The organism is Kordia sp., from assembly GCF_965283645.1.
GTDB lineage: Bacteria > Bacteroidota > Bacteroidia > Flavobacteriales > Flavobacteriaceae > Kordia.
Genome location: NZ_CBDIPG010000001.1, coordinates 146,710 through 173,041, shown reverse-complemented (window position 1 = coordinate 173,041; position 26,332 = coordinate 146,710). Strand labels below are relative to the sequence as shown.

The following is a 26,332-nucleotide window of genomic DNA, read 5'->3' as shown; positions in this document are numbered from 1 at the left end:
TATTTATATTTAGTTGTCTGGTAATTGTTCTATGATTTGAAATGTGCTAAAGTTTAAAAAGTTTCCTGGATGTGCTAATACGTTTTGTAGGATGAATGGTGCATCTGGCGAAACACCTTCATACTGTACATTTCCGTCTAAGTTGAGATCATTTGTATTGTATCCGCTTACGATAAAAGTTGAAAAGTTTAAAAAATTACCTGAATCATTTAAGACTAGTGATAGAATTGCTGGCACATCAGGATCTGTTCCTGAATATTGTACAATGTTGTCTCCATTTACATTTCCTGTCCACATTCCAAGCGTATTGGCTGGCATTCCTGCGGTAGTTTGTGCATTGTTTCCAAACGCAATCGGATCAGTGGCGTCTGCAAAGTCAATAGTCGTTATGACAGGTGACAATCGCTTTGCATCCGCCAGCATGATTCCTAAATGATTGCGATGTTTTATGGTGATAAAATAAGTATCTGGTATTGTTGCAAATTGTATAGGCGATATTGCATCCATACCAACAATATCACCATCACGCTGTAATAGTGCTGCGCTACTTTCTATGATAATTGTATTATTAAAAGAATCTCGTATTTCAATAAAAACCCAATCAACAATAGCATCTGGCCCTTCTGTTTGTTCAACGTAAATGGTATCAGAAATTACTAAACCGTCTCCGTACGGACTGATGAATGGAATTAAATCTGCAATACGTAAATCGTCTCGCATAAGCGTTTCTTCTCCTATATTGGGATTTAAACTTGCACCTTGTAAGTATACTTTTAGTTGCAATGCTTTTGAAGCTCCAACAACCGATTTAAAATTTGTCCAACCACCGTTACTATATGCTTGTTCAGTTCCTGTTGGCACAAATACTTCAATGTTAGCACGATTCGTAAACGTATTGTTGGAATTTGTTCGACTATCAATAGTTGGTGGCACAGCACCTTCTACGATTACTGTTGTAACTGTATTATTGCGAAAAGCCATTGCTCCAATAGTAGTCACAGAAGCTGGTATAGTTACCGTAGTAAGTTGATTATCGCGAAAAGCAGCTACACCAATAGATGATACTGTATAGTCTTGTCCGTTATCTGTTATCATATTTGGAATGACGACTTCTCCACTTAGTGTGGAATCAGCAATTTCCAATTCGTTAGGGTTCAGCGTTTTAATTCTGTAGGTTATATTAGCTACTTCAAATTCATTAAAAAATGCTGGATCTTCTCCGTTGATTGTTGCAAAACCTGTCCAACCATTGGTTAAGTAATTTAATTCTGTGTTTGTTGGTACGGTAAGTGCAATGTTTCCTCTTGTCCCGTTAAAAGCATCATCGTTACCTGTTAGAATACTTGGCGGTGTTGTATTTAAAACAATCACTTCTGTTAACGGATTACTTCTAAAACAACTATCACCAAGACTATTTATGTTAGCAGGAATGGTAACCGTAGTTAATTGATTGCTTCTAAAGGTATGATTTCCAATGGCAGATAAATTTTCCGAAATAGCTACACTTGATAAGTTATTCGCTTCAAAAGCTGCATTTCCCATAGATGTTACACTATTAGGAATGATGACACTTCCGCCGATTTGATTGAGGCGAAATGCTCTGAAACTTATAGTAGTTACACCATCAGGAATTGTCAAATTTGTGATTTGATTGCTTTGAAACGCAAAATTTTCTATAACTCTCATCGTGTTGGGTAGTTGCACACTTGTTAATCCTACGTTTTCAAAAGCACTTGTGCCAACTCTTACCACCGAAAAATCTGTTTCTTGCGTAGTTATTGTAGCATCAATGATTAGATTTTGTGGAATGGAAGTTCCTCCCGTAATTTCAACTTCATTTGGTGACATTGACGTAATTGTGTAATCAAAATTGTTTTCGGTAAACGTAAAGCCTACTACAAGTATAACTTCTCCATTCACCGATCGAAAACCTGTCCAACCTGCAGCGTCATACGCCGCTTCTGTTCCGTCTGGAATGGTTAAATCAATACTTCCTAAAGAATTAAAATTACCAAAAGTGAAATTTGGATCGTCAATCACTGGTGGTGTTGTGGCAAGCGAAGTTAGATCCGTTAACGGGTTATTGCTAAATCCGAAAGACTGAATACGTGTAACACTCGCTGGAATCGTAACACTTGTTAGGTTATTATCATCAAAAGCAAACGGTTTAATTGTTGTGATTCCTTCTGCAAGATTGATTGTTGCTAAGTTATTTTCTCTAAAAACGCTATCCTCCATAACCACCACAGATTCTGGAATATCGACACTGACTATTTGATTATTTTGAAAAGCTCGTGCACCAAGACTTGTTAACGTATTTGCTAGCATTACACTTGTTAATTGATTGTTTCGGAAAGCATTTTGACCAATAGTTTCCAACGTATTGGATAGTGTTACACTTGTTAATTCATTGTTTCGGAAAGCATCTGCACCAATAGTTTCCAACGTATTGGATAGTGTTGCACTACCTAGTTGGTTATCTCTAAACGCATAATCGCCAATACTAGTTATTGTATTTGGCATGGTAATACTTGTTAATTGCTTATTTTCAAGCGCGTTGTCAGCTATTTTTGTAATTGTATATACGGTTCCATTAAATGTCACTGTCGCGGGAATTGCAACGCTTCCCGTTAGCGAAGTATCTTGAACCGATACTGTATTTCCAGCTATTGAATTGATTCCGTAGGTAATATTGTTTACTTCAAAAATAACTGTTGTTCCATTGATCGTGGCAAAACCTGTCCAACCGTTGTCTAAATACGATTCTTCCGCACCAATAGGTACTGTAAGGTTGATGCTACTTCGTACACCAAAAGAGTTTCCTTGAACTGTTGCTGGTTCAGTCCCCAAAGTAATGACTTCAGTTAAGCCTGAGTTTGCAAAAGCTTCATTGTTTATCTGAATAATCGTTGCTGGTAACGTAACACTAGTTAAGGTAGGATTGTCATTAAAAGAATTAAACCCTATTTCAACAACTGTGTAATCAACATCATCAAAGGTAACAATGCTGGGTATTATGAATGGATTGGTGAATGTTCCACTTATTAATTCTACGATATTAGGATTAAAATCAACGATTTCATATTGTAGTCCATCAACAGTGAATCCGCCACCGCCTTCTGGATTTTCATCCTGGGCACTAATTTTTGTGATTCCTACACAAAAAATGATGGTATACAGGATTGTTAAAATAATTTTTCTCATGGTATTGAATATTTAGGTTAACGATAATTGTTCTGGTATTTTTTAATCAAAAAAACTTGTAAAAACAGGATTAAAATCATGTGGTTTTATCATTGCTTTTTATCATGAGACAAATAACGTCTTATGTCGGATTTGTAACAAAATTTAGATGGTATCAAAAGGGTATCAATATTTTATTTTATTGACTTACAATTATTTACAGTTTAATTTTTTGTATTATCAAGAAGTAATAACTAATATTGAATTATTGTTTTAGAAGTGTAGAAACAATATTTTTTATGAGGTCAAACGTACTGTGTTTTTACTTTCAATAAAAGCAATAATATCATCTGTAGATTCCAGTCCTAATTTTTTACGAATGCGGTATCTTGACGATTTTATAGAAGGCAATGTAGTGTTGAGTAATTTGCTAATTTCCGTAGAACTCAATCCTAACTTCATCATGCATAATAATTCTTTTTCTCGTGATTTTAGTTCTAAAAAATTTGTGTCTAATAGTACTTTGAAATCAATATTTACCTCATCCAAGTAGTTTTGCAAACTTGCTGTAGAAATTTTACTAGTTTTTTCTGAAAGTAATGAAGCCGATAACGATTTTAATGCAACTTGTCGTTCTTGTTCATTTTCAAACGTGATAATTTGTTTAATGTCATCCAATGTTTGATTAAGCACTTCTTCCGTAATAGAATTTTCAATGACAATTTTTTTCAACTCTTTTTCTCTAGTAGCTAAAGCTAAATCTGCTTTTAACTTTTCAACTTCTTTCAACTCTAGCTCATTTTCTGCTAATTGCAAACGTTGCTTATTATTTTTTCGAATCAGAATGAAGGTAATAATCGCTCCAATAGTGAGTAGCAGAAGTAAAATAAAATACAACGTCTTTTTAGATGTTTCACTTTTGAGTTCAATCGTAGCAATTTCCTTTTCTTTATCAAACTTATAGTTTAGTTCAAGTTCTTTAAAACGCTTGGCTTCGCCTAAATCATTGACAGAATCAAAATAAATCTTATAATTTTGAAAATCTTTTATTGCCGCTTTGTAATCCTTGAAATGTAGATTGATATTGCGTCGCGATTTATATTGAGACACTAGAAAGTCTTTATTTCCTATTTTTTTTGAATAGACAATCGAACTGTCAATTACACGTAGCGATTTTTCTTTCTCACCTAAAAAAGCATACACACTTCCTAAATTTAAATAGCAACTGCTCAATCCTACATAGTCTTTTAGTTTTTTGTGTGGAATGATTAAATTTTCATAAGTATTTTTTGCCTTTTCAAAATTTTGATCAAACATAAAAAATGCCGCTAAATTTGCATCCGCATTGATCTGGGTTTCCAACGAATTGTCATACATTTTTGCCAAATTCATATAATATGGCATGGAATCTTTATGCTTGGGATTGTAGTAAAATGATACGCCTAAATAAATATATGATTTTGCAATTCCAGCCGAATCCTTTATTTTTTTAAAAATACTTATCGCCTTTTTATGGTAATTTTTCCCAACGATAGTATCGCCGTTTTTTATAGATAAAGTACCTCTAATAAGATACGATTTCCCCAAACTTACAGAATCGTTGATGCTACTTGCAATGTTAATAGCCTTTTGTATGTTTTCTAAAGAAGTGACAATTTTATCTTGCAAATCATCACAAAGAGCAAGCGTTTGATACAACTTTGCCTTTTGCTTTGTATAGTACAAGCTTTTATCATCATGATCGTTTATGATTTCTTGAGCATTTTCCGCAATTTTTCGTGCGTTGGTAACGTCAGATTTATAGATATGATCTGCTAATTTTAACAATAATGGAATTTTTCCAGAATCCGTATCTTCCGTTTTAATTTGTATTTTGAGCGCATCAGCTATGCTATCTTTTACTTGAGCGCTAATAGATATAGAACTTACCAAGAATAGTGCAATTATTAGTAATTTTCTCATGAGCTTTAGTTTTGTAGCAACTGTTCTTGTTTATGATATGTACTAAAGTTTAGAAAGTTTCCTAAATGATATTGGTGTTTTATAACTACAACGTAATTTTCTTGTGGTGTAAATTGTAACACCAATTTTCCATCTATAGCTGTACATGGTTTTGTAGATATGACATGAAGGTTAAGGCCGTTATCCGAAAAATTCTGCGCAAAGCCAACAATTACAAATAGTTGCGCAATCAGAATAATTAGTTTTGTCTTTAAGTAATTTCCTTTTTCCATGTCACTTTGTTTTGGTTGTCATTTTTAAAATGTAACTCACTAATTATGTGATGAATATATTTTTAAAATTAATTTTAGCTTGAAACTACACTAAAACTAAATTTGTTTGAGACAAAGCTAGGTTCAAATTATCATTACAACTGTAACAATACCGTATAATACTAGTACGTTTCCGACATTATGTCGGTTTTTTTATATTAAATTTAGAATAATAGCAGCTACTATTTTAATAAATAAACATTGCAAATAGCAATTATAACTATTTGTAAATCAAAATATTAAGTAAATTATTTATTGTGTACTAGAAAAGAAGAATAGTACAAGGAAGGATGAAGTTTTGGGTATAAAAAACAAAAGGAAAGCCAAAATAAAGACTTTCCTTTTTTAAATTCACTATATAGTTGTTAGCAGTATATAATGGAATCTTGTATGTTATACATCAACATCAGGAGTTGTTAATTGTCTCCAAGTTGCTTTCATTTTTGCGAGTTCTTTTGTCGCTTTCATTTTTTCTAAGATATTGTTTACGGAGTTATACGCGGAATCCAATGCACCAACAATCCAACCGTGATGCACAGAGCAACATTCGCCAGCAATGTTTAACGCGCCTTTAAATTCTGGTGTTAACAGTGTAGGATATAAGTTTTTAAATTGTCCAGGATTGAATAACGCAAAAGCGCCTCCACCTGCATGTTGATCCCAAAACCATGTTTTTGTTGTGACACCATCATTGTATCCTGCAAAGTATTTATAGATATCAACTTCTGGATACATAAATTGTATTCCTTTTAAGCATTCGTTTACACGTTCTTCATCTGTTAATGCGCCCATTCGTTCCGCATCTTGTGCCCAAGAATAGATTTGTAACACACCTTTTTCCGCATCGTATCCGTAAGATGGATAGACTACTTGCCTGTTAGATCGATCGCTTGCCGAAACACCTAATCCTACTTCATATTGACGATTTTCACCTATTTTTTTCCAAAATTGTTCGTTGAAGGTTATAAATGCTTTAAATGCTGGCATATAATTACATTCACGCAATGCACGTGTTTTTTCAAAGGACAATCCTTCAAAGAAGTTTTTATGTTTTTGACCGTTTAAATACGCACCATTTGGCAACGTACTAATTACATATGCGTATTCACGATCTAGTGTTTCTGTTTTACCGTTTTTTGTATGTTCAATTGTCAAGCGCATTCCGCCATTTTTATCATACAATTCAGCATCATGTCTGGCTTCCGTTACTTTATGATTCATAAAAACACGTTGTTTTTCCTTTGGTGTTTCTGGGTTTGTATTGGCTGTTCCTTTCGGGTCAGCTGGTGGAACTGTAGTTGGTGGTTCTGCATCTTTGGTAAGGTTCGGTGGCGAATATCCGTATTCGTTGTTTTGTCCTTTTATCATACCAATTAATACTTGCGCCAAATGTCCGTCATTAGCCGTGACGCCATTTTCAAGATTTAAAACCGTTTTGCAAGCATCTGGAAAATGTTGCATTCCGTCATTCATCGTAATCATGTAAATGTTTGTATCTTCAGGATCGTACGAATTTTTACTTCCATCCCAATCGTATACCGCAATGACCATTTCTACAAAAGAAACCGAATACATTCCTGTTCCTACATTTACTGTTTCTAGGTAACTGGCTATATTGTAGGATAGATTTTCACATGGTGCGCCCATTGCAGGATCGTAATATTCTTCTAAGTCTGCCAACGTAAATACATTTGTTAGATATGCCCACATAGAATAGTTGTCATATCGCATTAATTTGGCAAAACCAGTTTCAAACGATTTATTTATCGCATCTAAAAAAGGACCATTTACTTTGTCTAAGATGACATTGATTGGTAAGTATTTTGTTCCGTCTTCGGCAGTTTTTTCAGTTATCCACACTTCTGGCAAATCTCCGCCTTTATTTTTACCAAAATTTAATGAGTTTACATTTGCTTCTTTTGCCAAGATTGGATCTTTCATGTTGTTGTAACGCAAACGCTGATAGTCTGAGTTGTAATAGAATTTTCGCCAACGCAACATTTTATCTGTCAAACCATTACGTTCTAATACATAGTTTAGTGATAATGCCAAATGTTGTACAGGCAACATATCATCCGAGAATTGTGGAATACGCATGCCTCCTACTTCACCATATAAGCCTTTGTTTTCTTTACTTTTAGGATCGTACTCTGTGGAATACCAAGTGTCAATTCGTCCTCCAACACGGTTGGAAGCTTCAAATATTTCAAATTCAATTCCTAGAGATTGTAAAATGAGTCCTGCGTACATTCCTGCAAAACCACCTCCAATAATTCCAACAAGCGGTTTCTTTTCAGCACCATCAACTTCAATGATTTGCTGTTTGATTAATTTGATGTTTTTAGTTTCCGAACGTTGTTTTCGAAGCGTTTCTTTATAATCGTCTCCGTAGTTTTTTATAATCCAATCCGAAAAAGCTTTACGAACCGAATCTTTCTTTTTTGTGTTTCTACTTCCAGAAGATTTGTTTCCAGGATGAAATGAAAAATAACTCATGTATATATGGTTTGAGGTTAGTTTGTAATTGATATATCACTGTATGCTCAAATTTACACATCTTACCACAAAACTACAACAGGCGTTTTTACGTAATTTTTACTTCAACTGCGCTCAGTAATCATATTTTGATTTATTTCGACTGTATTTAGACAAGCTCACTGAATACTAAAAATTAAAAGTAGCAATCAAACTATAGGTTTTATACATAAAAAAACACGTTTCTCATTTGTTAGTATGAAAAACGTGCTTTTTATTTGATTGATGAATTTTAGTTATTTCTTGTAGCGTCCTAATAGTTTTTGCATGCTTTCGTCATTATTTTTTTTGGCATAATACATTGGATAGTTGTTGTTACTTGTTACAAAATACGGATCAGCGCCAGCATCTAGTAATAGTTTTGCAATTTCAGTATTTCCTTCTTTTACCGCTTTTGTCAATGCTGTACCAACATTAGCCGCGTCTTGATCAACTTTAGCACCTTTTTTAAGCAACAGTCTAACAATTTCTGTATGGCCATTACGAACTGCATATATTAACGGTGTGCCAACATTCGGGACTGCTTTATCAATATTTGCGCCATTGTTTAGCAATAGTTCAATGATATGAATGTGTCCGTTACGAGCGGCATATAACAATGGCGTACCTACATTTTGAACAGCTTTGTCAATATTTGCGCCTTTTTTTAGTAATAGATCAATGATTTCTGCATGTCCATTACGAGCCGCATATAATAATGGAGTTCCTACATTTTGAACTTCTTTATCAATGTTTGCACCTTTGTCGAGCAATAGCTTGATAACTTCTACATTTCCATTGCGAGCCGCATATAACAATGGTGTTCCTACATTTTGAACTTCTTTATCAATGTTGGCACCTTTTTCAAGCAAGAGTTTAATTACTTCCGCATGTCCGTTGCGAGCCGCATATAGCAAAGGTGTTCCAACGTTTTGAACTTCCTTATCAATGTTGGCACCTTTGTCGAGCAATAGCTTGGTAACTTCTACATTTCCATTACGAGCCGCATATAGCAAAGGTGTTCCAACGTTTTGAACTTCTTTGTCTATCATTGCACCATTTTTCAACAGTATTTTAATTGCTTCCGTATGTCCATTTCGCGCCGCATATACTAATGGTGTTCCTACATTTTGAATAACCTTATCAACATTCGCTCCTTTCGCTATTAATAGTTTTATAACTTCTGGATGACCGTTTCGTGCCGCATATAATAACGGATTTCCAACATTTTTAACTGTTTTATCAATGTCTGCTCCTTTCGCTAGTAGTAATTTTACAGCTTCAGGATTGTTATTTCTAGCGGCATATATTAATGGCGTACCAACATTCATTACATGTTTGTCGACAGCTGCGCCTTTGTTTAGTAAAAACTTAATAATATCTGTATTTTCACCACGAGAAGCTGCAATTAATGGTGTTCCCACGTTTGTAACAGATTTGTTTACATCAGCTCCTTGCCCATGAATGTATTTTACAGCATCCAAATGACCGTTTCTTGATGCTGTAATTAACGGAGTTCCGTAGTTTGTAATAGCTTCATCTATTTTTACATTGTTGGCAACTAATAGTTTTAAAAAATCAACAGAGCCTTGCTTAGCTGCCGCCAATACTGGTGCTTCATTGTCTTGTGCATAGAAATTAACCTTTGCACCTGCATCTATTATTAGTTTTCCGATAGTTACATTTCCTGTACGTGCCGCACCAACCAAAGGTGTTTGTGGTTTGCGCTCGCGATACGTATATTTGCTTGTTTTTGTTTCAATATAACCTGCGTTTTTGTCAACACAATTCGCATCAACAGTTTTTAATAGTTGTGTTACCTTAGCTACATCATTGTTTGCAATCGCTTCTAATAATTTAGCACATTCAGAAGTATCTTCTAAGGCAGGTTTGTTTTGTGTAGATGTTCGTATTGGTTTTTCAGTGACAACTGTTTTATCTTCAGTCGTAGCGTTCGTATCTACTATTGAAGTATCAAACAATGTGTTTTCGGAAGTTGCTGCTGTTAAGGGTTTATTCAACAATAAAATTAATATGAATACTGTTGGCGCTAGAAATGTATATTTCCAGTAACTATGTGGATTTGATTTTTTGGAATTCATTTGTACAATTCGTTTTTTGATTAATGATTGATTGTAATTTGTCGTAATGGTTAACGGCTTTGTGTACGTGGCAATCTTTAGTAAACTCAATTGATATTGATCGTTTTCAATCGTTTCTGTATTTAGTAATGCTGCATCGGTTTGAAATTCGATGTTTTTTTCAACAGATTTTCGGTAGATCCATACAAACGGATTGAACCAAAGGAATACTTTTACCAATTCGGCTAACAATAAATCTACACTATGCTTTTTATCTACATGTACACGTTCGTGCGCTAGAATTTGTTCATAGGTTTCATAATCGTAATTTTCTGGATTGATAAAGATATAATTGAAAAAAGAACACGGTTCTTTGATACTTGAATGATTGATGATGACGGCGTTTTCATCATGAATTTTATCAGTTGCACGTATGATTTTTAAACAGATACTGAGTATTTGAAATCCTAAATGCAGTGCAAAAACTATGACACCAAAACAATAGATGATAAACATCCAATCTAACATTGAGAACGCTTCTTTTGAAGTTGTTACCGTTGTGGAAGTTGTTGTATTATCAACAGTTTGATTGTCTATAATTTCATTCGATTTAAATTCTTCTGTTTCTAACGTTGGTGGAATAATTATTGCTTGTTGTGTAGCAACTTCATTTGGTTCAATTGCTGTAATAATGTCTGAAACATAGCCTTGATTTGCCACTAATTGTGGTACCGTAATAAAAGGCAATACAAAAGCTAAGAGTAAACAAATAACTAAATACCAACGATTTACCGTGTAGAAACTTTCTCTTTCTAGAAATAACTTATAGAATACTAGAAAAATGATCAATGCAACCGATGCTTTTAGAAGAAGTGCGATCATGATGTTTTGTTTTTGTTAGATTTTATCATTTCCACCAATTCTTCAATTTCTATTTCAGAGAGATTTTCCTCTTTTGCAAAATATGCCATCATTTTAGGAAACGAATCGCCAAAGAATTTCTTTTTGATGCTTCCTAAATTCTGATCACGATACGCTTCAAAATCTACTGCAGAACTGTATTGATGCGTATTTCCGATCATTTCCGATTGCAAAACTCCTTTCTTTACCAAAATTTTCACAATAGTAGCTACTGTATTGTAATGTGGTTTTGGTTCTGGAAGTTTGTCAATTATATCACGAATGAATGCTGTTTTCAATCGCCATACAACTTGCATGATTTGGTCTTCTCTTTTCGTTAGTTTTTGCATAGTTTCTAAAAGATTACATTGCAAACCTACTAACTTTTTAGTAGACCTACTAATTATTTAGTAGTTAATTTGATTGAAAATTTATCAAACAATAATTAATCGACTGTTTTTCAATATATTAAAACTACTAATTTTTTAGTAGAATTCGAGCGTCTGAGTCTACTTTAGTTGTTAGAATGTTAGATTTCTAGACATTTTAAAGTCCGTCATGCTGCACTTGATACACCTTCTCACATTATAAGATAACTATCTGTTTTTATAACTAAATTAGTGTTGCATCTCGCTTAAAAACTATAAAATACCCCATGAAATAATCTTTTTAAGGATCAGTTTAATGTTTTAAATATTAACTTATCGACTATACGCTGTAATTTAATGTTTTTTTAGTGTCGATTTGATACTTTTAAACGTTATTTAATTGGTTGAAAATCTTTATGAACTTCTTATCATTACTGTGTAATTGGATTCCGTAATAAATACGGAATAATTAGTTTTGGTCAACTTAGATTATTAAAATACTAGATTATTTTCTTTGAATCATCTTTGCAAGGAAGTATGACGAAGCAATCTGTTACTTCAAATAGTAACTACGTTCTTGTATAAACAGACTACCGCGTCGCTTTATTCCGCGTAGTGACGTTTCATACTCTAATGTTTCTTCGATTCACCTAAGCGAATTGTATCGAGAAGTACTTTGAAACGAAAACTCTAACTTTTAAGCTATTCTCGATACAATTTTATTTCTATCTCAACTGCGCTCGAAGTGACATCTTTGATTTCTTAACGTCACTTCGAATGATTTTGTAGCAAAGCGGAAAAATTGTATCGAGAAGCATCTACAACTTCAACGCCTGAATCCGATCAAAGAACGCCTTCTTATACGTATCTCCTATTGGAATGGCAGTAGAATTGATATAAACCGAATTGGAATCAGTTTTTGTAATGTGTGGTAAGGAAATGATATACGATTTGTGTGTTTTGATAAACATGGAAGTTGGCAAGCATTCCTCAATGTTTTTGAGTGTGTTGTACGTGATGATTTGCTTGTTGGAAAGATGAATGGCAACATAGTTTTTTAAACCTTCAACATATAAAATATCTTTAGTGTACACTTTTTCGAAGTTGTTTTTACCATCCGTTTTTACGAATAGGAAATCGTCTGTAGTTGTATTGTTTTCAATGGTTTTTGGTTCGTTTAATTTGAGAATAGCTTTGTAAAAACGTTCAAACTCAAACGGTTTTAGTAAATAATCAACGGCGGCAACATCGTAACTTTCAATGGCAAATTGTGGATATGCCGTCGTAAAAATGATGTTCGTTTTATTGTTAATAATTTTCGACAATTGAATTCCTGAAAGTTCAGGCATTTGAATGTCTAAGAAAACAACATCAATTGCTGAGTTTTCTATGAGTTGCAACGCTTCCAACGGTTTTGTGGTAGCTGTTACAAGTTCCAAAAACGAAACTTTGGCAACGTATTTTTCCAACAAACGAATTGCTGGCGGTTCGTCATCCACAATAATACATTTTAAAACTTTGCTCATAAAGGTAGTTTTACATACGATTCAAATTGTCCGTTTTCGGTTGTGTATTTTACTTCGTAAGTATCTTCAAACATGGCTTTTAAACGTTTTTCAACATTTGCGGCACCAATTCCTGAATCCATATATTTGTCGGAAAGTAAGACTTTATTTTTAGTTTCTAAGGTTAAAAAAGTTTCATCAATCGTAATGTTTATCGTTGCCGGATTTGCAACATCGTTTACAATTCCGTGCTTAAATAAATTTTCTATAAAGTGAATCAACACCAACGACGGCACTTGCTTGTCTCCTACTTCACCTGTAATATTGAAATTCACAAACAATTGATCTTCAAATCGAATTTTATAAAAATACATATAATCTTCTATAAATTTCAATTCTTTTTGCAACGGCATGTAATCCTGATTGGATTCATAGGTTACGTAGCGCAATAATTCTGACAATCGGTGAATATCTTTGGCGGTATTTGGCTGTTTATCAATCAATTCACTATAAAAAGTATTCAAAGTATTGAACAAGAAATGCGGACTTATCTGCGATTTTAAAAAGCTGAGTTCACCTTTGCTGTGTTCTAACTTTAGTTGAAAAAGCTTGTCCTTGTTTTCGTTGTGTCGCAATACTAAAAATACAATGGTACTGTACAAAATAGGTTTGATTGCGTAATACGAATTATCAAAAACATAATAAATCAGCTTGCGCGAATTGTTATGATAATTATGTCGTCCTGTAAATTCAAACAGCACAACTTCTTGTAAAAGATAACGCAAACCAGCAAAAAGTAAAATCATTCCAAAAGCCGCTATAACAAAAGGAATTAAGCGTTTTTTGGATAGTAATTTTGGTGCAATCACAAAGAAATTCAAAAAGTAAATTGTTGCAGATGTTATATAAAACGTGAGAATCAATCCTATATATTTGGAACTAAAATTGGTCATAAAACCTTTCATACCGTTCAACGTATAATCTTCCAACCATTCCAACAACACAAGTGTTACCGCCAGAATAACGTGATATTTCCAATGTTTTTTAATTTCCATAACACAAAAGTATCTATTTCTTACAATCTAATGCCGTTTTAGGATAAACACACACTTTTTTTATATCAAACCGAAAAAATAGCGGACGAAAAATCTAGTGGAATCGTTTCTTGGTTTCGTTGTATGGTTTCTATAAGTAGTGTGTTTTGAGTTTTTACAATGTATTTCAATTCTAGTTTTGGAGCAAATAATTCATAGTACATCAAAAAACGAACAGTCAATACAATTTTATCACATGAAACAACTCACTTTAACGCTTGCACTTCTTTTTTCTTTAGTCATGCTTTCGCAAGAATTAACGCTGACAGGCACCATTTCGGCAACGAAAACAAACGAAACACTTTCACTTGCAGCCGTTACGGTGTTTGATGCAACTTCAAACAAATTGATCAGTTATGCATATAGTGATGAAAGCGGAAAATACACACTTACTTTTCAGAACAAACCATTTTATGTAAAAGTAGAAACGTTGGGTTATATCACGTACAAAAGTGAAATTATTACAGAAACAGAAACGACAAAAGTGTTCAACATTTCACTAGAAGTTGACGTGTCAGAATTGGATGCTGTAACGATTCTACAAAAGAAACGTTTGATTAAAATGACGGGCGATAAAATGATTGTGGATGTTGACAAATCGGGAATTGGCGCAGGAAATGACGCCTTAGAAACCTTGAGCAAATTGCCTGGCATGCGTTTGGATAAAGACGAAAATATCATTTTCAGAGGTGATGGAAATTTACGAATTTTGATAGATGGAAAGCCTTCACTCCTATCTGGCGACGCATTGAAACAGTTTTTGAAAACGATGGCTGGCGATAATATTAAAGCAGTTGAAATTATAGCAAATCCGTCAGCAAAATATGATGCTTCAGGAACTGGCGGAATTTTGAACATTCGTTTAAAAAAACCTGTTTACCAAGGATTTACAGGAAATGTATACGGTTCGGTTGGCTATGCCGAATTTATTAAAAATAGTTATGGTTTAAATTTATACAATCAGACAGAAAAGTGGAATATAAATGCTGGTGTATATTATGGTTATTTTGAATCGGTAAATCATCGAAATGTGATCCAAACAATTGAGGAGCCTGGTTTGCAAACTACATTGGATCAGTTTAATGATTGGTTTCCAATTTCAACAAGTTTGACTTCAAAGTTGGGGCTTTCGTATACCATTTCTAAAAATGCAACGATGGGAACTACGTGGAATTTCAATATTTATAATAGCAACGAAGAAACGGAAGGACGCACAAACGAGTTTTACAATGGAAATTATGAACGTTTTACGGTTTTGAGCAATTCGCTTGACGAAAATAATAAACGTTTGACAGGAAACCTCTATTACAGTTATGCTTCCGACAGTTTGGATACCAAGTTTGATGCGCAAGTAAATTATGCAACGTATACCAATACACAAGATCAGACAACGACAAACGAATACTTTAATGTATCAGATAATCAGCAATATAGAACGTCAGAAATTATCCGAAACGACAATCCGACAACGTATAATATTCTAAGTTCACGTGTGGATTTTGAGAAAAATTTGAATGATGAATTTACGCTTGAAACTGGCGCAAAGTACAGTTATGTAAATAACAGTTATACGAATATGTTGTTTGAACGTGAACCAACCACCAATTTTCAACTTGACGTGAATCGGAGTAACGAGTTGGAGTATAAAGAATCAATTGGTGCATTGTACGGAATTGTAAATTACAACCGTAAAAATTGGAGTTTTCAAGCAGGTTTGCGAGCCGAATATATAGATTACAACGCAACGTCTATCACAAGTAATACAGCTAATAAGGACGATTATTTGTCGTTATTTCCATCGTTTAGCATCAATCATAATTTAGATCACAATCAATTTAAATTCTCGTATAGCAGACGCATTCAACGTCCGCGCTATTTGTCATTGAATCCGTTTTTTGAATATGTAGATACGTATAATGTGCAAGTTGGAAACCCAAATTTGCAACCACAATTTACGCATGCGCTCGATTTTACGTGGGTTCGAAAACAAAAAACGTCTGCTTCTATTTATGCAAAATTTACGCGTGATTTGATGGATGGAATATTTAATTATGATGAAACAACGCAGATTACTACGATGTTTCAAGCAAATATTGCCACTGCCGAAGATGTTGGAATTTCCTTAAATACAGCTGTTTCACCTTTTACTTTTTGGGATATTGATTTTTATGGCGATTTCTCATACAATCATGTACGTTCTGAAATTCCTGAGTTTAGTTATGATGAAACTGGAACGAATTGGTACACAACCATCAATCAAACATTTAGCCTAAAAAATGATTGGACAATTTACTGGAATAGTTTTTATGCTGGTCTTGGACGCAATGGAAATTCGGTTTCAAAACCTTCGTATGACATGTCGTTTCGTGTGAAAAAGTTCTTTTTTAATGAAAAGGTACGATTGCTTTTCAGAGCTGATAATATCTTTAAAACTAGTAGATGGCGAAGTATTACCAAGCAAGATAATGTACGAACCAATTGGACCAATCGTTGGGAAGTACGCAAGTTTACGCTTTCATTGACGTACAATTTTGGATCTGGAAAGAAGAAAAATGTAAAAGCAATTGATTTGTATGATGAGCAACGACGATTGTAGAAAACGATGCACACTTCGAGTATTTCGACGAAGAATAAATGTACCAAGAAGTACTTAATTTTTATAATTCATCAAAAGAAACATTTTATCAAAATTAAAAATACTATAACTACCTAAAATTATATATATCACCAACCTTTTAAATCATTTAAATTTTTATCTCATGAGAAATATAATCACCTGTTTATTACTGTTAAGTTGTATTGTAAGTTGTAAAAAAGACAACGAAGTTTCTGATAGTAAGCAATCTAAAAAAATAAAAGTATACCTGTTAGGAACGTTTCATTTTGCGCAAACAGATAGCACGTACAATGTGTTGGATGATAAACATCAAAAAAGCATCAAAAAATTGTGTGATATTATTGTAAGCAAAAAGCCAAATAAAGTTTTTATTGAACGTCAACCTGAATACGAATTTCAGAATAAATACGATAGTTTGTTTACAGATTATTTAAAAACGGATGTGTTACGAGGTAGAAATGAAATGTATCAGATTGGTTTTAGAGTTGCGAAAGCTTTGAAACATCCAAAAGTGTATCAATGCGATCATCCAGGAATGTTTGGCTATAATTATGGAAAAGCAATGAAGTATGCAAAACAACATAATCAAGTTGGGTATTTTGATGGACAAGAAAAAGGTACGGTTATTCGTGAAGATGATAGAGTTGACGAAGATTCAATTCAAAAAAACAGTTCTTTATTAGACTATATTAAATGGATTAATAGTGATGTTGTGATGCAAACTTCGCATGGAAGTTATATTGCCAATGATCCACATATTGGTAGTAACGATTATTATAATTATGATGATGATGACACGTTAATTGGTGCCGAAATTACTGTCGATTGGTATCGTAGAAATATCATGATTTATACAAAAATGATCAACCAATTGAATTTTGATGAAGACGCTATTTTTTTAGTGATTGGTGCAGATCACGTGCCAATTATCAAGCATTTGTTTGATAGCAATCCTTATTTTGAAGTTGTTGAGGCCAATGATTGGTTGAAGATATAAAAAACTTGCCCGATCTTTCTACTTAGTTCAAAGTTCGGGCAAGTTTAGCATTAAATATATACGTTCAATTATAAAGCATTATTTACAAATTCCAACAACTGGGCAACTTATAACAGTATTGCAATAAGCTGGGTTTAGGGAACATTGACTTGTACATATCAACGGATTTGTTTGATTAATTCCTCCATTAATACTAATTTGCTTGGTACCTAAATTTGAAATAGATTTTTTGTTTAATACTAATGAGGTAAGATTTCTTTTTTTCATGATCTAAATTTTAATAGTTAATAATGACACAATAGTATCATGAAAATAGAGACTTACAAAGGAGATATCGTGATGATTTATAAATACTAACGAGTAAAATGTATGAAGTTTTTTGCCAAATCGTTGGTGTAGAATTATGTATATAATTTCTGAATTGTCGCTTTATATGTACTTCCAATTGGAATTTCAGTTGTTTCAATTAAAACGGCATTCGGTTTTATCTTTTTTAAACGATTTGTATTGATGATATACGATCTGTGAATTTGTACAAACGTTGAAGTATCAAGCTTTTGCAACCAACTAGATAGACTTCCAAGTGTGAGTATTTTTTCTTCCAACGTTACAATGGCAACATAATCAAGCTCAGATTTTATGTAAAGAATATTGTTCCGTTTTATTTTATGCGTGATTTTGTCTGCGTAAATTAATATATATTCAGAATCTTCTGTAGCTAGTTTTGTCGTACGTAATAAGGAACTGATATACTTTTTCTTCCTCTTAGCAGGAATAACCAATCTGGTCGTCCATCAATATAATTTGTTGGTGGAAAATAGATATTGAGATCATATTTTTTTGGTTGTGTAGAGAAATATTCTCCAGATTTATTCTTAAAAACACTTATATAGTTCGGTGAATATTGAGCAATATACTTTCTATACGGATTCATTGTTGGCTCAGAATGGGTTTCCAACCAGTCTGTTTGATTGATTGATTGATTGTTAATGGATTTATTCCAGATTTCTTTTTTAAGATCGCAGCCATGCTTCCAATAATATCACCTTCATGAATTTCCTCTCCCAAATGTCCATAGCCACAATGAATGACAATTTTTGCATTCGGATAGCGTTTTAGAAATTTTAAAATATTGTTTGCTTGTCCTTCTTCCCTACTATACCAACGTTTCATTGCATCAGTTTCATCCTTATCTTCATCGTGTTCGTATGGTACTACTTGATAACCAATTTTCATAGCATTCCTAATCATATTCGCATATTGTGGTTCCTTTACTAATGGTCCGGAAGTTAATAACGGATACATTCTAGTGTTCAATAAATCATTTCGCTCTAGATGCAATCCTTCTATAAATACAGTTTGAAAGCCTTTTGTATATAATTTATCTAATAATAAACTAGAAAATACACGATTTTGTGCACTGTAATGCGCTTCATTAATGATAATTATTTGATGTTTTTCTGCTAATTTTTCAAGTGTATCTATTGCAGGAACAGCTTTATATGTAGCAAATGAAGTAGCTACCTAAAATGTACCTTTTTTTAATCCTTTATATTGCAAAACTCCCTGTTCATCAATGCGCAACATGTTTTTGTATGCTCCAATTTCCATATAATCTATTGCATAATGCTGATAGTTTCTGGTATTTATATCTTGTTTAAATTCTTTTTCGATCTCTTCAGATAATTGATATGTATTTTTTGTTTGTCCATTACAAAAACAGACGATAAAAAAAAGAGCAATCACATAGTTGTACTGATTCATTATGTTCGTTTTTTGATTTGAGCTACAAACATCTTCATTATACTTATAACATTGAAAAAACATCTATGGACTTCCCTATTTCATCTATGAACACGAAAAACCGCTACTGTAATTTACAATAACGGTTTTTTTAAAATTAAAAGATTGACGAATTGAATGATTCAAGATCTCAATACTATTTCTTAATCATCATGATGTTCACTATGATTTCCAAATGGTTTTATGATAATTCCTACACTAAAGATAAAACCATCGGTTGGTGCATATATTTCTGGAAATGTCGGATTGCTGTGTGGTGGTGTTACCAAAGGTGAAAAACGACTTTGTCTTCTGTCTGTAAAGTTTTCAAAGTTTGTGTAAATTCCTCCCCAATCGAAGTTTCGCATTGCTAAGAATCCCATGGTTACAAAATCGGTTGTTTCAACTCCGCTTGATAATACTTGCGAACCTGTATAATACGTTTCGTAACCCAAACGCCATTTGCTTGTTTCATACATAATCACACTTCCACCATTGTGTTTTGCTGTTAATGGTTTTTGTGGATTTCCTGGCAAATAGTTAAGTTTTGCATCAATCAAAGCATAGTTAACAAACCATTTGAAATGACCATACGAGAATTTAACATTCGTCTCTGCTCCTTTACTAAGTATGCTACCAGGAGCATTTTGAAACTGAAAGAAACCATCTGAATTCAAATTCAATAATAATCCGTTATCAATAGATGTTAAGTAAAATAATTGATTCATTGAGAATCCTATTGTTTCATTAAATAGCTTTGTTTTGTAGTTAAAATCTAAGTTTAAACCGTATGAACGTTCCGCTTTTAACGAATTTTGATCTATTCTTAATACATCTTCAAAGTTGATAAATTCCGCTTCTTCTGTAAAGATATCTGGCGTTTTATATCCTAATCCACCACCTAATCTACTTGAAAATCCTGAGTCGTTTTTATATAATAATGAAACTCTTGGCAAGACAAATATTCCCCAACCTTTAGCAAAATCTGTTCGTAAACCTGTTTCTAAAATCCAATTGTCAGATAAGTCAAAGTTTGAGTTTACAAAAGCTCCAAATGTTAAATCATTTTGATCGCGTTGTATCGGCGCGCTGTCATCTTCATCAAAACTTGTGGTGTATAAATTGGCTCCTAATGTCCAGTCGTTTTTAGTATAATTGTGTTGTAAAGTAACTTCACTAAAAGAATTTAATTGCTTTCCTTTAAATTGCATATTCGGAACATCTAACTCACGATCAAAAAAGGAAAAACTGTTTTTTATGGTAAATTCACGTACAGAATCTAGCTTCGTCGTATATACAGCTTGACTGCTTAATCGTTTCGAGATATTTTCTTCTGTGTATTGATGAATTCCATTTTGACCATTTTCTATTGTTGAAACATCACCACCAATTCGATCGTCATAACTACCATTTAAACCGATCCAAAATGTCGTTTCTTCCGACGGATAATAATAGAATTTCGGATTGAACGCAAATGATTTTGTTTCTGGCAAATTGCTAAATCCATCATCTTCCGGATCGTACACTTTTTGATAATTTCCTGAACCGTACAAACTAATCCCGTATTTGTCGTTTCGTTTACTATAAAATACGTTAAGTGTTGAGCCTAACGCGTGTGTTTGCGTAAACATAATGTCCATTTCTGGTTCAAAATCGGGTGTTTTGGAGATTAAATTTACCAAACCTGCAATGGCGCCGCCACCATATAATGTGGAAGCACTTCCTTTGATGATTTCAAATTGATACAAATCTAACGGTGGAATTTGCATAATACTTAATCCGCTCGAAAATCCTCCATATATTGGAAAACCGTCACGTAATAGTTGTGTATAACGTCCGTCTAACCCTTGAATTCGAATATTTTGGTTTCCACTACTTAGTGATGTTTGTTGCATTTGAATTCCTGTACTTTCGCGTAAAACCATTGAAATATTCGTAGGATTCATCATGTTTTTTTCGCCTAATTCTTCGCCGCCAATTACTTCTATTCGTGTTGGAATTCTACGAATGTCTCGCGAACTACGTGTTGATTTGATGACGACAGCGTTCAATTCGCCATGACTTTCTTCCATATAAAAAATTAATTCTTTGGACGAAGGCAACGTGATGCTGGTTTCAATTGTTTTAAATCCGACAAAAGAAATCATGAGTTTGTGTGCTCCGTTTGGAATTCCTGAAAACGTTGCAATTCCCTCATAGTTGGTAATTGCACCTTTTTCTAAATCTTCAAATAGAACAGTTGCGCCCAATAAAGGCTCTTTTTCGTGTTCTGAAAACACTTTTATATTGATGTCATTATTTTGTGCGTTGACAACTCCGCATAGTATGAATAGGAACAAAACGCTCCATAGGCGTGTTTGCATAATTTTGTATGTTTTTTGTTAATTTATGTGTAAAAGAATCTAGATCGTTTTGCTTTTAGATTGTAGACTTTTCACATGATGTGTATTCGAAAAATTAACTTAAAACTTGTGGCGGTTGCCAGATGGAGAATAGCATATCGAATCGGTAGTGTGATTCGTAATGAGAATTGAGTTGTGTAGAAATTGTAGTTTTTAATTGTAATGTAAATGTTGGTAGTGTTTGACTTATGATAAGCGTTCCGCAACAATTACACGAACAAAGCATTGCGCAAGAATCATCATGATCGTTTTGATGGTTGTGTTCCATACTGATTTCCGAATCATTTTCGTGTTCTGAATTAAATCCATCAGAACATGGTTTTAGCGCCAACGCTAAAATTAGAAATCCGAGTATAAAACTGATGCTTTTCATTTGTTGTACAAATATAGGGGAAAAGAGATTTTAACGAGATAAAATTCACACAAGTTTTTACTATTGGTGTAAAAGTTTAATGATTTAGATGTATGATTTTAATTAAGTATTGCTGACCACTCAAAAATTGCACGTCGTTTCAGTCCATTCCTGGAAAGCTAGTTACAAATTTCACTTTGATGTCTGCGAAGTTTTCTGCAACATATACTTTCAAATCCTCACCATATTCTACCACTTGCCATTCGCCACAATCATCTGCAAAGTTTTCAACGAGTTTTACTTTTAAATCGGGAAAACTATTTACAATTTTGATTTTGACATCAGCATTACTTGCACTTTCTACAAAACGAATTTTACCATACAGTTTTTTTCCTTCAAACTTACAATTTTCTTGTGCTAAAGGTAGTGATGATGCAGCAGTACATACTAAACTTACAATGAAAAGTAATGCAATTTGAGAGATGTATTTCATAACAACTAATTATTTTTTTTATTACTTAACTTTAGCGTTCAATAGTTTTAAGCCTTCTATATTTCTTTCCAAAACTATCTTAACATCTTCCGTTTTTATATGCCCTAAAATTCCCCATGGACCATTATATCCTTCTTCTATCAACATATTGATCATTTCAAATTCATAATCTCCTTCACCTATTGTTAGAATTTGTGGACCTTCCTTTTTTACACCATTTAGATTTACAAATGATAAGTAAGGTTTTATCTTTTGTACAATGTCTTGAAATTGATCCACGTATTCGTGTGCATGATGAAAGTTATAAACCATTGATAGAGATTCATCATTTAATTCTTCTAAAATTTTAATTTGATTGTATGGATTTCCAAACCATCCATGATGATTGTATAAAGCCAATTTACAGCCAATTTTATTAGCTTCCAATTTGACAAATTGTATCATGTCAATAGATCGTTTTATAGCTTCTTCTTGGGTTAGGTTTTCAAAAAAGTTATCACTAAAACTTACCCAAATCACTGGTTTTTGTGCTACTTCACGTAGGTTTTGTAATAGTTCTTGGTTAGCAGGACTCAATTTACCAATACTGTCTCTTTTTGCATGTAGCCATAAAAATACCGATGTTATTTCAATATCATTTTCTTTAGCAAGCTTAAATTCCTTTTTCATGTTACTGAAATCTCCTTTGCCTTTGTTAAATCCATATTTTGTTAATCCAAGTTCTTTTAACAAAGCTATTCGCTGTTCGGGAGTTCTATCTGCAGCGTCAAAACCTAATATACACCAAGGAGATACTTCTTTTATTTCAATTAGCTGTTGATCATTTTTTTGACAAGAAACGTTGAGTGCTAAAAAGAGGATTATTACATTAAATTTTATAAGATTCTTCATGTATTGCTTTATTTTATCCTTTTCAAAGACATACAACCGTCTTGTAAAACATTTGTGATACGTACATATATAGTTTATTGGATTACATAAACTAATGAAACTTACGACAAAAATGATGTACTAGCAAAGTTTGAAGTACTAATATTCAATGTTCTTATTTAAATTCAGATTTCTAAATTAGTGTAACTCTAACTTTCTTTTTCTTTAAACGTGTATCGGATGTGAGTTTGATAACTTCTTTTGCTTTGGAAGCGGCAACAGCAACAAATGCACAATCACTTTTGAGTTCAATCATGCCCAACTCATCTTTGCCAAGTTTTCCTTGTTTCATGAACAAACCAGCAATGTCACCTTTCGATATTTTATCTTTTCTTCCACCAGAAACAAATACTGTTTTCCAGCCAGAAGCTTTTGGTCGCGCACCAGATGTTAATTCTTCTACAACTTCTACTTCTGAGATGAAATCAGGAACCGTTTCATGTTGCCATTGCAATACAAATGCTGTTCCTTCAGCATGCATACGTGCCGTACGTCCATTACGATGTGTGAATTCTTCACTACGCATTGGCAATTGATAGTGAATGATATATTTAATTTCAGGAACATCAATTCCTCTCGCCGCTAAATCTGTAGCAATGATAATTTGATGTGTTCCATTTCTGAATTTGATTAACGCGCGTTCTCTTTCTTTTTGTTCCATTCCGCCATAGAAACAACCGTGTGGAATTCCTTTTGATATTAGAAAGTCACTGACATACTGAATGGTGTTTTTGAAATTACAAAAGATGATTCCGGGTTGATTCGCGACAAGCGAAATCGTATTTAATAAGGTATCCAATTTGTCTTTTGAAGGAGAAAGTATTCGTTTCACTTCCAATTTGGCAATTTTTTCACCTAAATAGTTTATCTCTAAAGGATTTCGCATTCCTACAAATTTTGGAATGTCCATGTCTTTCGTAGCCGATGTTAAGACGCGTTTTTCAATGTTTGGCAATAACGAAACAATGTCTTTCATTTCATCTTCAAAACCAACTTCTAACGATTTGTCAAATTCATCTAATACCAATGTTTTTATTTCTTTGGTCGTAAATGTTTCTCTACGCAAATGATCTGCAACTCTTCCAGGCGTTCCTACTAAGATTGCCGGACGGTGTTTTAATTCTACTTTATCTTTTGAAAAGTTTCGTCCACCATACACTTCATTGGTTTTGAAACCAGTTCCCATGTCGCGTGTTACTTGCGCTATCTGAATTGCCAATTCGCGCGAAGGCGCTAAAATAATGACTTGAACTTCATCATTTTTTGGATCTAATTCTTCAATGATTGGCAACAAAAACGCCAAAGTTTTTCCTGTTCCTGTTGGTGATAACAGAATTGTATTTGGATGCGAACTAATCGCTAGTTTCGCTTCTTCCTGCATTTCATTGAGCCTTTCAATGCCTAATTTTGCAAGGATTTCGCGTTGATTTTTAATGAATTTTGACATGCCGCAAAAGTACAGATATTTGTGTTAACTGAAAGATTTAATCCTCGAAAGATTAGAAAGTTGAAAATTTTTGAGGTTTTTGAGTGATTTAAGATTGAAACTTGTTAAGGAACTCACTTTATTTATGGGATTCCCATACCTTTTTGATTAATTATTTTTTTAAATTAATTCATTATTAACTAAAAGGAAATAAAATGAAAAGAAAGCAATTTAAATCATTATGTTTATCAAAATCAGTAGTTTCAAATTTAAATTCACAAAAAGTTAAAGGAGGAATTTCGGGTGCTTGTACATCTAGTGTTAACAGACTTGAATGCAAGTTAGGTTGTCCAGAAACTGTGTACGCGCCTTGCTAATAGTATTTAAAACTGTCTCAAATATTGTAACATCTTTATTTTGAGACAGTTTTTTTATATTATTTTTTTACTCTTCAAGAGTATATAACAATAATTGACTTTGAATATTCATAGGCAAGCCAAGTACTTTAGTTGAAGGTTCGTATAAGATATCACCAACACTTCTACCAACAGTTACTATATCTTCCACTTCTCCTTTGGTATTGATTTTCATTATTTTACCCGTGTTCCAAGCAGAAATTAAGAAGCTGTTTTCATCATATATTTGCACACCATCTAAGTTTCCAAGTGTGTCTTTTGAAATTTTAGTAATTTCTTTCGTGTCCATGTTTAATTTTAGAAAATGACCACTTTGTTTTTTGTTATCACCTTCACCTACTACATTTCCCCAAGCTGCAACATACATGTCATTTCCAATGTTTAGTAACCCATTTGGATGTTCTAATGCTTCCGAATTGAACCATTCTGAGAAATTTCCGTCTGTTGTTAATGCAAATATGGACGATTTTTGAGTGTCTGAAACGTAAACTGTTCCATCTTTGGAAATTTCGACATCATTTAAAAATTGTGCATTTTCATTGGTATGTTCACGAAGTACTTTTCCTGTAGTTAAATCTGCTTCTACTAAAACAGTCACATCACTAACGTATAATTTATCGCCTGTTATAGCAATTCCTTTCGGATCATTTAAACCTGAAATAAATAGTGTGTCAATTATTTTTCCGTCTGCGTCAACTTTGGCGATACTTCCATCACCTTTTTCTCTGTTTCCAATTAATGAAGCATAGTATACATTTCGTTTTTTATCGTACACAACTGATTCACAATGTGTGAAATTATTTAGCTCATGTGTTAGTTTTGGTGTCAATTTTACATCAACAACTTCTTTTTCAGGCGTTGTTTCAGGTGTTTTCTTTTCCGTTTTACAAGCATAAAATAGGCTGATAAGTACGAGTATTTTAAAAAAGGTTTTCATATATCGGTTTTTTAATTTGTTACTAAAATACGGATTCATGGGCAATATTTATGATTTAGTTT

The 26,332-nt window shown here is 33.3% G+C and carries 21 protein-coding genes; 3 read left to right on the top strand and 18 right to left on the bottom strand.

Translation table 11 applies throughout. From position 1 onward, the window contains the following. Nucleotides 1-9 precede the first annotated feature (9 nt). From ACQ654_RS00795 to ACQ654_RS00760, 8 genes are all read right to left on the bottom strand, one after another. The gene (locus tag ACQ654_RS00795) at nucleotides 10-3,204 is read right to left on the bottom strand and encodes a leucine-rich repeat protein (RefSeq protein WP_430408403.1); all 3,195 of its coding nucleotides are present in this window, start codon (nucleotides 3,202-3,204) and stop codon (nucleotides 10-12) included. Nucleotides 3,205-3,480: 276 nt separating this feature from the next. Then, nucleotides 3,481-5,145: a hypothetical protein gene (locus ACQ654_RS00790; protein WP_430408402.1), complete on the bottom strand. Its 1,665-nt coding sequence runs from the start codon at nucleotides 5,143-5,145 to the stop codon at nucleotides 3,481-3,483. A gap of 5 nt (nucleotides 5,146-5,150) precedes the next feature. Further along, on the bottom strand, nucleotides 5,151-5,417 hold the full coding sequence (locus tag ACQ654_RS00785; RefSeq protein WP_430408401.1) for a hypothetical protein: 267 nt from the start codon (nucleotides 5,415-5,417) through the stop codon (nucleotides 5,151-5,153). A 432-nt stretch (nucleotides 5,418-5,849) separates the two neighbouring features. Further along, a complete protein-coding gene (locus ACQ654_RS00780) occupies nucleotides 5,850-7,952 on the bottom strand; it encodes a flavin monoamine oxidase family protein (RefSeq protein ID WP_430408400.1) in 2,103 nt (700 codons plus the stop codon). Nucleotides 7,953-8,227: 275 nt separating this feature from the next. After that, nucleotides 8,228-10,933: an ankyrin repeat domain-containing protein gene (locus ACQ654_RS00775; protein WP_430408399.1), complete on the bottom strand. Its 2,706-nt coding sequence runs from the start codon at nucleotides 10,931-10,933 to the stop codon at nucleotides 8,228-8,230. After that, on the bottom strand, nucleotides 10,930-11,301 hold the full coding sequence (locus ACQ654_RS00770) for a BlaI/MecI/CopY family transcriptional regulator (protein ID WP_430408398.1): 372 nt from the start codon (nucleotides 11,299-11,301) through the stop codon (nucleotides 10,930-10,932). The genes ACQ654_RS00775 and ACQ654_RS00770 overlap by 4 nt, the downstream gene beginning before the upstream one ends. Nucleotides 11,302-12,137: 836 nt before the next feature. Continuing rightward, nucleotides 12,138-12,845, bottom strand: a complete 708-nt coding sequence (locus ACQ654_RS00765; RefSeq protein WP_430408397.1) for a LytR/AlgR family response regulator transcription factor — start codon at nucleotides 12,843-12,845, stop codon at nucleotides 12,138-12,140. Further along, nucleotides 12,842-13,879 carry a sensor histidine kinase gene (locus tag ACQ654_RS00760; RefSeq protein ID WP_430408396.1) on the bottom strand — a complete coding sequence of 346 codons (1,038 nt, stop codon included), beginning with the start codon at nucleotides 13,877-13,879 and terminating at the stop codon, nucleotides 12,842-12,844. The genes ACQ654_RS00765 and ACQ654_RS00760 overlap by 4 nt, the downstream gene beginning before the upstream one ends. 235 nt (nucleotides 13,880-14,114) lie before the next feature. On the opposite strand from ACQ654_RS00760, the gene ACQ654_RS00755 reads away from it, so the two are divergent. Then, on the top strand, nucleotides 14,115-16,514 hold the full coding sequence (locus ACQ654_RS00755; RefSeq protein ID WP_430408395.1) for a TonB-dependent receptor domain-containing protein: 2,400 nt from the start codon (nucleotides 14,115-14,117) through the stop codon (nucleotides 16,512-16,514). Between the two features lie 163 nt (nucleotides 16,515-16,677). Then, the gene (locus ACQ654_RS00750) at nucleotides 16,678-17,532 is read left to right on the top strand and encodes a DUF5694 domain-containing protein (RefSeq protein ID WP_430408394.1); all 855 of its coding nucleotides are present in this window, start codon (nucleotides 16,678-16,680) and stop codon (nucleotides 17,530-17,532) included. Between the two features lie 78 nt (nucleotides 17,533-17,610). On the opposite strand, the gene ACQ654_RS00745 is transcribed toward ACQ654_RS00750, so the two are convergent. The 9 genes from ACQ654_RS00745 to ACQ654_RS00705 all read right to left on the bottom strand — a co-directional run bounded on the left by ACQ654_RS00745 (nucleotide 17,611) and on the right by ACQ654_RS00705 (nucleotide 24,938). Then, nucleotides 17,611-17,799: a hypothetical protein gene (locus ACQ654_RS00745; RefSeq protein WP_430408393.1), complete on the bottom strand. Its 189-nt coding sequence runs from the start codon at nucleotides 17,797-17,799 to the stop codon at nucleotides 17,611-17,613. A gap of 134 nt (nucleotides 17,800-17,933) precedes the next feature. After that, entirely contained in the window at nucleotides 17,934-18,314 is a 381-nt protein-coding gene (locus ACQ654_RS00740) for a LytR/AlgR family response regulator transcription factor (RefSeq protein ID WP_430408392.1), read from the bottom strand. A 148-nt stretch (nucleotides 18,315-18,462) separates the two neighbouring features. Continuing rightward, complete coding sequence (locus ACQ654_RS00735; RefSeq protein ID WP_430408391.1) at nucleotides 18,463-18,849, bottom strand: hypothetical protein; 387 nt, start codon at nucleotides 18,847-18,849, stop codon at nucleotides 18,463-18,465. Between the two features lie 207 nt (nucleotides 18,850-19,056). Continuing rightward, nucleotides 19,057-19,296 (bottom strand): hypothetical protein, encoded by a 240-nt coding sequence (locus ACQ654_RS00730; RefSeq protein ID WP_430408390.1) that lies wholly within the window; start codon nucleotides 19,294-19,296, stop codon nucleotides 19,057-19,059. A gap of 182 nt (nucleotides 19,297-19,478) precedes the next feature. Further along, nucleotides 19,479-21,677, bottom strand: a complete 2,199-nt coding sequence (locus ACQ654_RS00725) for a TonB-dependent receptor (protein WP_430408389.1) — start codon at nucleotides 21,675-21,677, stop codon at nucleotides 19,479-19,481. Between the two features lie 94 nt (nucleotides 21,678-21,771). Beyond that, entirely contained in the window at nucleotides 21,772-22,089 is a 318-nt protein-coding gene (locus ACQ654_RS00720; protein WP_430408388.1) for a DUF6660 family protein, read from the bottom strand. Nucleotides 22,090-22,228: 139 nt separating this feature from the next. After that, nucleotides 22,229-22,561, bottom strand: a complete 333-nt coding sequence (locus tag ACQ654_RS00715) for a hypothetical protein (protein WP_430408387.1) — start codon at nucleotides 22,559-22,561, stop codon at nucleotides 22,229-22,231. 21 nt (nucleotides 22,562-22,582) lie between these two features. After that, a complete protein-coding gene (locus tag ACQ654_RS00710) occupies nucleotides 22,583-23,452 on the bottom strand; it encodes a sugar phosphate isomerase/epimerase family protein (protein ID WP_430408386.1) in 870 nt (289 codons plus the stop codon). 172 nt (nucleotides 23,453-23,624) lie between these two features. Continuing rightward, nucleotides 23,625-24,938, bottom strand: a complete 1,314-nt coding sequence (locus ACQ654_RS00705; protein WP_430408385.1) for a DEAD/DEAH box helicase — start codon at nucleotides 24,936-24,938, stop codon at nucleotides 23,625-23,627. A gap of 194 nt (nucleotides 24,939-25,132) precedes the next feature. Between ACQ654_RS00705 and ACQ654_RS00700 the strand changes: the two genes are divergently transcribed. Continuing rightward, entirely contained in the window at nucleotides 25,133-25,294 is a 162-nt protein-coding gene (locus tag ACQ654_RS00700; protein ID WP_430408384.1) for a hypothetical protein, read from the top strand. Nucleotides 25,295-25,361: 67 nt separating this feature from the next. Here the strand turns inward: ACQ654_RS00700 and ACQ654_RS00695 are convergent, their stop codons facing one another. Then, nucleotides 25,362-26,270: a hypothetical protein gene (locus tag ACQ654_RS00695; protein ID WP_430408383.1), complete on the bottom strand. Its 909-nt coding sequence runs from the start codon at nucleotides 26,268-26,270 to the stop codon at nucleotides 25,362-25,364. Nucleotides 26,271-26,332: the final 62 nt, after the last annotated feature.